Here is a 424-nt window from a genome sequence, read left to right as displayed (position 1 = left end):
CCATGCCCGGCGCGAGGCCCGCAAGTCCGGGGTGAGCTGCGAGGCATGGCGCTCCAGCTCGCGGCGGGACGCCTCCTCGGCTTCCTCGGGGGTTTCCGGGCGCCCGATGAGCTCGCCCACCACCGGCACCGACTCGGCCAGGCTGCGCCACAGCCCCGCGGCCTCCTCGTCGCGGATGCGCTCGCCAACGGCTCGGGCCTCGGGCGCCACGTCCACCGAGCCGTAGGCGTCCGCACCCACCGACAGCGCGTCCATGACGCTGTGGTAGGTGACGATGCGCCCCGGGTCGTCGGGCGGGGCGTGCAGGGTCAGAAGCTGGGCCAGCACGCTGCGCATCTGGGAGCGCTCCACGATGGCGTCGACAAGCCCGTGCTCGAGCGCGAACTCCGCCGTCTGGAAGCCCTCGGGCAGCTCCTGCTTGATG

At 73.6% G+C, this 424-nt stretch carries 1 pseudogene; it reads right to left on the bottom strand.

What is annotated here, in order from left to right:
- Positions 1-424: pseudogene (locus NE591_RS12640) on the bottom strand (hypothetical protein); the annotation flags it as partial.

The sequence above is a fragment of the Adlercreutzia sp. DFI.6.23 genome (assembly GCF_024462535.1).
Classification (GTDB): Bacteria; Actinomycetota; Coriobacteriia; order Coriobacteriales; family Eggerthellaceae; genus Adlercreutzia; species Adlercreutzia rubneri.
Note: the sequence above shows the minus strand (reverse complement) of the source record. Positions and strands in the feature narration are given on the sequence as shown.